The sequence below is a fragment of the Chitinophaga sp. RAB17 genome (assembly GCF_052114225.1).
Taxonomy (GTDB): domain Bacteria; phylum Bacteroidota; class Bacteroidia; order Chitinophagales; family Chitinophagaceae; genus Chitinophaga.
Genome location: NZ_JBFREI010000004.1, coordinates 610297 through 616296 on the forward strand (window position 1 = coordinate 610297; position 6000 = coordinate 616296).

Consider the following 6000-nt stretch of genomic DNA (forward strand, 5'->3'; position numbering starts at 1 on the left):
CATCTGAACGCCTGCTTGTATATGCGATAATTTATAATAATTTTACTCCCAAACTAAAACTTACCCACAATGAGCGATTCTTACAAGAGGCCTATCCCATCGGATGCAGGCGGTTTCATTTCGCTTGACGAAATGAACGAACTCACCAAAAATCATGATGATGATCATGTAAACCAAAAGTCCTTTGGTACTCATGTTAAGGCGATGTGCTATGGCAAAGACAAAGTATTGGAATTGTTAGATCAACCAGGCGCAGTAGCTTTAAGGATATACTACGGAATAAAAGTAGATACTGATGGAGATGGAAGAAAAGAAAAGAAAATGATTCTTGTAGCAGTAAACGAAGAAGGTGATGATATTCTGCCCACACCTATTACTGAAACAGATAAGACTGTCGCTGTTGCCAAAACTTTGGAGGCGAAAATATTAGATTCTGGCGTTCCATGCCCTGAATATTGTTCCGGGAAATTACCTTAACACGGGATCTTTAAAACACGTCATAATATTATCAACCTTGTTGTTTGCAGCCAGGAACACAAACGCCTGTATATGCTTATTATTAATGGCATTAAATAATGATGAACTCCATTAACCAAAAAAAAATTTGATGGTTCATTGATAAAATAAAAGAATGCGTACTTCTACGCATTCTGCGGATAAGTCTACGTAATCAATTCACCTTTAACCATTAGCTAAAATCGATAAAACACAATAGCACAGTGCATCAGCGCTGATCATAATATATCTGCGCTTTTTAATTTACATCTTAACGCCTGCTTGTATATGTGATAATTTATAATAATTTTACCCCCAAACTAAAACTTACCCACAATGAGCGATTCTTACAAGAGGCCTATTCCATCGGATGCAGGTGGTTTCATTTCGCTTGACGAAATGAACGAACTCACCAAAAATCATGATGATGATCATGTAAACCAAAAGTCCTTTGGTACTCATGTTAAGGCGATGTGCTATGGCAAAGACAAAGTATTGGAATTGTTAGATCAACCAGGCGCAGTAGCCTTAAGGATATACTATGGAATAAAAATAGATACTGATGGAGATGGAATAAAAGAAAAGAAGATGATTCTCGTAGCAGTAAACGAAGAAGGTGATGATATTCTGCCCACACCTATTACTGAAACAGATAAGACTATCGCCGTTGCTAAAACTTTGCAGGCGAAAATATTAGATTCTGGCGTTCCATGCCCTGAATATTGTTCCGGGAAAAGACCGTAATTATAAAGCAATCAAGTGAATATAACATTCTTCTGGATTATCTACTATTGCATGATGGGGGTCGAATTTTTGGTTCTGATCCCCTTCATCCTGCAATATAAATTACTTGATAAGGCATCAAAGTGCATGTTTTATTACATATTGAGTTGTACCGTTTTTGCCGGAGGATCTTATATTCTTCAGAAGTTTTATGGCAATAACATGTGGTTTTTCAACTTAATGTACTTTATCCAATTTGTTATCCTATCCGTATTTTATTACATCTCCATTAAAAACCCCACCGTACGCACCATCGTTCGATATATGCCGCTTTTAATTCTGGCAATATTTGTTTTCGATTTATTCTTTATTGAAGGGGTGCGGGCTTTCAACTCTATTTCATCAGGAGTAAAGAATCTGGTTTTACTTGTTTATGGTGTTTATTACTTCCTCCAGATGATTAAGGATAAGGAGCTTATTGAAAAAGCCATTTATATTGATTCGTTGCCTGTCTTCTGGTATAGTGCAGCGATATTCATTTTCTCCTGTACTGAATTTCTATTCTGTATCAGTTACAATCATCTACAGGCATTGCAAACTTCAGGAGTTGCCAGAATGGGAATGACGATAACAATATTTACTATCAACTATATTGTTGGCATAATATCCATGATTCTTCTTTATATTGGTCTCTCAAAGAATAAAAAACTGAGATATGCAGACAGTTGATATTATTGTAATTGGCACTACAGTAATGTTAATGCTTGGAGTAATTGTGATCATATTAGTGATGTTGCAACAGAAACAGGTAATCCAACATAAGCTTGTCATTCGTGATAAAGACCTCCAACTCCAACGTGAACGCCTCATCGCCGTACTCCAGGGCCAGGAGCAGGAACGTAAACGTATTGCAGAAGACCTTCATGATGAGGTGGGTGCCCAACTCTCTGTACTAAAACTTAATCTCGGCGGGCTTCAACCCCTGCTGAAAACCGGCAATGGCGAAACAGAACGCCTGAAAGAAACCAAAGACTTTGCGGACATCATTATCCAGCAACTGCGGTTTATTTCCCAGAGCCTCCACCCACAGGCACTGGAAAACCTTGGCCTGGCGCATGCACTGGACTCGTTCTGTAACCTGATGAACAAAAATAAACAGGTAAAAATAGCATTCAAAACCGCTGGCAACGGGCAAACCGTAGATAGAGAAAAAGCATTAAACGTATACCGCGTGGTGCAGGAACTGCTGAATAATATCCTGAAACATGCCGAGGCGACGGAAGTACTGATCACTTACCAAACCACTCCTTCCCTGTTAACCATTAATGTGGAAGATAATGGTAATGGAGCATTACTCCCGTCCCTGGCCGATTCCCGCAAGAAAACCGGCAGCCTGGGACTTAAAAATATTGAAAGCCGTCTTAATATTATCGGTGGAAATATTACCTTCACTTCCAGAACACCACAAGGAACTATTGCTTCGATTAGTGTAGAGAATTATCAGGCGCCCACACAGAATAGTTGATACTTATGTTGTTTTATTACTAAATTGCCGTCCGGTTGTGTTTGTAACGGCATGACTTATAGTAATTTATTCTCAATAAAATAATAGCAAATCTTCTAACTGTCCATTTATGGCACACATAAAAGTGGCCATTGCGGATGATCATAAGATCTTTCGCAGTGGAGTGATAAATACTCTGATTCCATACGAAAATATCCGCTTCATATTTGAAGCCGATGACGGGCTGCATCTGTTGCAGATCATGGAATCACAACAACCGGATGTGATCCTCATGGATCTCAAAATGCCTAACATGGATGGCATTGAAGCCACCGTCAAAGTAAAAGAAAAGTATCCTGATGTAAAGATCATCATACTCACTATGTATGAAGATGACAACTTCATTGTCCATCTCGTGGAAAACGGCGCCAATGCCTATTTACTCAAAAATGCGGAACCGGAAGAAATCTATGAAGCTATCTGTACTACTTACGAAAAAGGATTTTATTTCAATGAAAATGTAAACCTGGCACTGCTTAAAAAGGTATTACATAAAAACAAGCAACAGTTTAAGCCTACACTCAAAAACGAAATACAACTGAACGACCGGGAACAGGAAGTACTGAAGCTGATCTGTAATGAACTCACCACCCAGGAGATTTCTGAACAGATTTTTCTGAGTCCCCGCACTGTAGAAGGCATCCGTCAAAAATTATTAGAAAAAATCAACGTTAAAAACAGCGTTGGACTGGTACTGTACGCATTCCGAAACGGATTAATAGAATAGATTTTAAATACCCACCTAATCATGAGAACTATCAGAACCTTTGCTGCTACAGCTGGCGCTATGCTATTGCTGTATGCCGGCACTACCCTCGCACAGGGAATTAAAATGCCTGCGCCAAGCCCTACACAAACGATCAAACAGGACTTCGCTTTATCCAACATAGAGCTGAGCTACTCCCGTCCGCTGAAAAACGGCAGGGTGATCATGGGCGATCTGGTGCCTTACGGCAAAGTATGGAGAACCGGCGCTAACAGTGCTACTACCATTACTTTCGGAGAAGATGTGAAATTTGGCGGTGTACCTGTGAAAGCAGGTAAATACGGCTTGCTCACTATCCCCGGCGCTCAGTCCTGGACCGTGATCCTGACCAGCAGCCTGGATGTAACCAGCCCGTCTGCTTACAAACAGGAAAACGATATCGCCCGCGTACAGGTAAAACCTGTAGCAGCTCCTTTCAGCCAGGAAAGCTTTACCATCGGCTTTGAGGACGTACGTTCCAACTCCGTAGTATTGACCCTCAGCTGGGACAAAACAAAAGTACCAGTAACCATTGGTGCTGATATCGATGATAAAATCACTGCGCAGATCAACGATGCGATGCAGTCTGCCGACAAAAAGCCTTACTACCAGGCAGCGGTATATTACTATGAAACTGGTAAAGACCTCACCAAGGCAGTAGAGTGGATCAACGAAGCAGCTACACAAAGCCCGGACGCATTTTGGGTTTGGTACCAGAAAGCACGCATCAATGCAAAAGCGAAGAATGTAAAAGTAGCAAAAGAAGCTGCACAGAAATCTATCGAACTGGCTACCACTGCTAAGAACGATGACTATGTAACGCTGAACAAAAAGTTACTGGCTACTTTAAAATAGGCTCTCTATCATCTGCCCGAAACAGGCAGCTGTGTAAAGTATATGTCCCGGCTATCGAATGATAGCCGGGATTTTTTTAACTTCCCTGAATTTTGTCCACTACTCTCTGGGAGGCCCGGTATCCGGGAAAGTCCATCAGATCAATATCTACGGTTGGCGGCAAATGCAATCCCAAAAGATGCTCCTGCCTGGCTTTAATCAAAAAATTTTCTGATGCGAGTAGTCTCGCTGGCAGCTGCTTTGGCCGGAATAAATCATATCCGTCTGTTTTTTGACTGTCGACAAGATACCTGTATATGTATTTTAATTGGGGATCCTTTCTTTCCTCATCCTGATAAATAATACTTCCATCTGCCGCTCTCTCCAGTCTGTATTCAGAAGTATGTAAATCAATGGCATCCAGCTCAGTGCAAATGGAGCATACAAAATATGATTTATGTGTAATTCTTATAGCCTTTTGTTTGCTGCCAGTAACAAAGGCATTCAACTTTGCAAATGAATAGTCAATCTTCAATCCAGTCAGCATCTTAAGAAAATCATCAGACACTATTTTAATATCCTTGTGTTGATCAAAGAAATCGAAATTGATATTGCTTTCATTGAAAACAATATCCTGCCCCTCTATTAATCGCAACGATGCCCTATCACCATTCAATAGCTTTTTGTCAAGTCCTGGCGTTTCATCAACAATAGGAAATCTTGTTTCCAACCATATCGGTAATCCACTCCCTTTGATTTCGTTTCCTTTATATTTCAGATAAAAATGCATGTGCTCAGCGTTTTGGGTAATGGTAGATCATCCTATAATTAGTATCAGCACCTACAAAGCATATAGCCTATGCGCTAAAGGTAGGACATTTTCCACCTTTGTTTTATCTTTCTGATTCTTCGGGAAGTACGGTATATACCTGCATAAAAAATGCCTCACCATTACGGCAAGGCACTTTCTATTATTGTAACAGATTGATTGTACAGTGTATTATTACGCAGCTTTCGCTTTCTTCAGCTGTGCAGGTGTTATCATGGCAGGTTTCAGCTTGATGATACCTACAAAGTTCAGCAGCTTCATTACCTGGTAGCTTGGATCAAATTCATACCACTTCTTAGCGAAGTTAGGACTGTCTTTAAATTTATGGTGGTTGTTCTGGAACAGCTCACCCATCAGTATAATACCCCATGGAGAAGTATTTCTGGAGTGGTCACTGTTGTCAAAATTCTGGTAACCATATTTATGACCGCACCAGTTAACAATAGCACCTTGTACAGGTCCCATCAGGAAGTGGATAGGCAACAGTAAATAAAGATACCACATGCCGGCCGGAACAAATACCACGTAGAAAGCTACATAGATAGCCATCCAGGCGAAACGGGTAATGTTGCTGTCGCCGAATTTATCCATGGCATCCCATTCTGGTAATGGCTCTGCGGTGAATTTAGGATCAACGCTGCTGGTACGGGTAGCAAAACCATTATAGAGTTTGCGGGTTTGTACCATCATACCCCAAACGTCTTTAAAGAAGTGTGGAGAATGCGGATCGTGCTCGGTATCGCTGAATTCATGGTGCATGCGGTGCATAACGCCATAAGCTCTTGGAATCAGGTATGATGAACCCTGGAA

At 40.8% G+C, this 6000-nt stretch carries 8 protein-coding genes; 6 read left to right on the plus strand and 2 right to left on the minus strand.

The window, feature by feature from the left end; genetic code table 11:
- The first annotated feature begins 69 nt into the window (after nucleotides 1-69).
- From AB4Z08_RS17850 to AB4Z08_RS17875, 6 genes are all read left to right on the plus strand, one after another.
- Entirely contained in the window at nucleotides 70-477 is a 408-nt protein-coding gene (locus AB4Z08_RS17850) for a hypothetical protein (protein WP_441575122.1), read from the plus strand.
- A 354-nt stretch (nucleotides 478-831) separates the two neighbouring features.
- Complete coding sequence (locus AB4Z08_RS17855) at nucleotides 832-1239, plus strand: hypothetical protein (protein WP_441575123.1); 408 nt, start codon at nucleotides 832-834, stop codon at nucleotides 1237-1239.
- Between the two features lie 51 nt (nucleotides 1240-1290).
- The gene (locus AB4Z08_RS17860) at nucleotides 1291-1947 is read left to right on the plus strand and encodes a hypothetical protein (protein WP_441575124.1); all 657 of its coding nucleotides are present in this window, start codon (nucleotides 1291-1293) and stop codon (nucleotides 1945-1947) included.
- Nucleotides 1934-2743: a sensor histidine kinase gene (locus tag AB4Z08_RS17865; RefSeq protein WP_441575125.1), complete on the plus strand. Its 810-nt coding sequence runs from the start codon at nucleotides 1934-1936 to the stop codon at nucleotides 2741-2743. The genes AB4Z08_RS17860 and AB4Z08_RS17865 overlap by 14 nt, the downstream gene beginning before the upstream one ends.
- A gap of 109 nt (nucleotides 2744-2852) precedes the next feature.
- Nucleotides 2853-3509: a response regulator gene (locus AB4Z08_RS17870; protein WP_441575126.1), complete on the plus strand. Its 657-nt coding sequence runs from the start codon at nucleotides 2853-2855 to the stop codon at nucleotides 3507-3509.
- Between the two features lie 21 nt (nucleotides 3510-3530).
- Nucleotides 3531-4382, plus strand: coding sequence for a DUF2911 domain-containing protein (locus tag AB4Z08_RS17875; protein ID WP_441575127.1), 852 nt, complete (start codon nucleotides 3531-3533; stop codon nucleotides 4380-4382).
- Between the two features lie 76 nt (nucleotides 4383-4458).
- On the opposite strand, the gene AB4Z08_RS17880 is transcribed toward AB4Z08_RS17875, so the two are convergent.
- Both AB4Z08_RS17880 and AB4Z08_RS17885 read right to left on the minus strand, forming a co-directional pair.
- Nucleotides 4459-5151, minus strand: a complete 693-nt coding sequence (locus AB4Z08_RS17880) for an Imm43 family immunity protein (protein ID WP_441575128.1) — start codon at nucleotides 5149-5151, stop codon at nucleotides 4459-4461.
- 213 nt (nucleotides 5152-5364) lie between these two features.
- The coding region (locus AB4Z08_RS17885) for a fatty acid desaturase (RefSeq protein ID WP_441575129.1) at nucleotides 5365-6000 on the minus strand (636 nt) is incomplete at its 5' end.

Excerpts from the sequence above, each read along its gene's own strand:
- AB4Z08_RS17870 (WP_441575126.1), top strand. The coding sequence starts at position 2,853 with ATGGCACACATAAAAGTGGCCATTGCGGATGATCATAAGATCTTTCGC.
- AB4Z08_RS17860 (WP_441575124.1), top strand. The coding sequence starts at position 1,291 with ATGATGGGGGTCGAATTTTTGGTTCTGATCCCCTTCATCCTGCAATAT.
- AB4Z08_RS17875 (WP_441575127.1), top strand. The coding sequence starts at position 3,531 with ATGAGAACTATCAGAACCTTTGCTGCTACAGCTGGCGCTATGCTATTG.
- AB4Z08_RS17880 (WP_441575128.1), bottom strand. The coding sequence starts at position 5,151 with ATGCATTTTTATCTGAAATATAAAGGAAACGAAATCAAAGGGAGTGGA.
- AB4Z08_RS17855 (WP_441575123.1), top strand. The coding sequence starts at position 832 with ATGAGCGATTCTTACAAGAGGCCTATTCCATCGGATGCAGGTGGTTTC.
- AB4Z08_RS17850 (WP_441575122.1), top strand. The coding sequence starts at position 70 with ATGAGCGATTCTTACAAGAGGCCTATCCCATCGGATGCAGGCGGTTTC.
- AB4Z08_RS17865 (WP_441575125.1), top strand. The coding sequence starts at position 1,934 with ATGCAGACAGTTGATATTATTGTAATTGGCACTACAGTAATGTTAATG.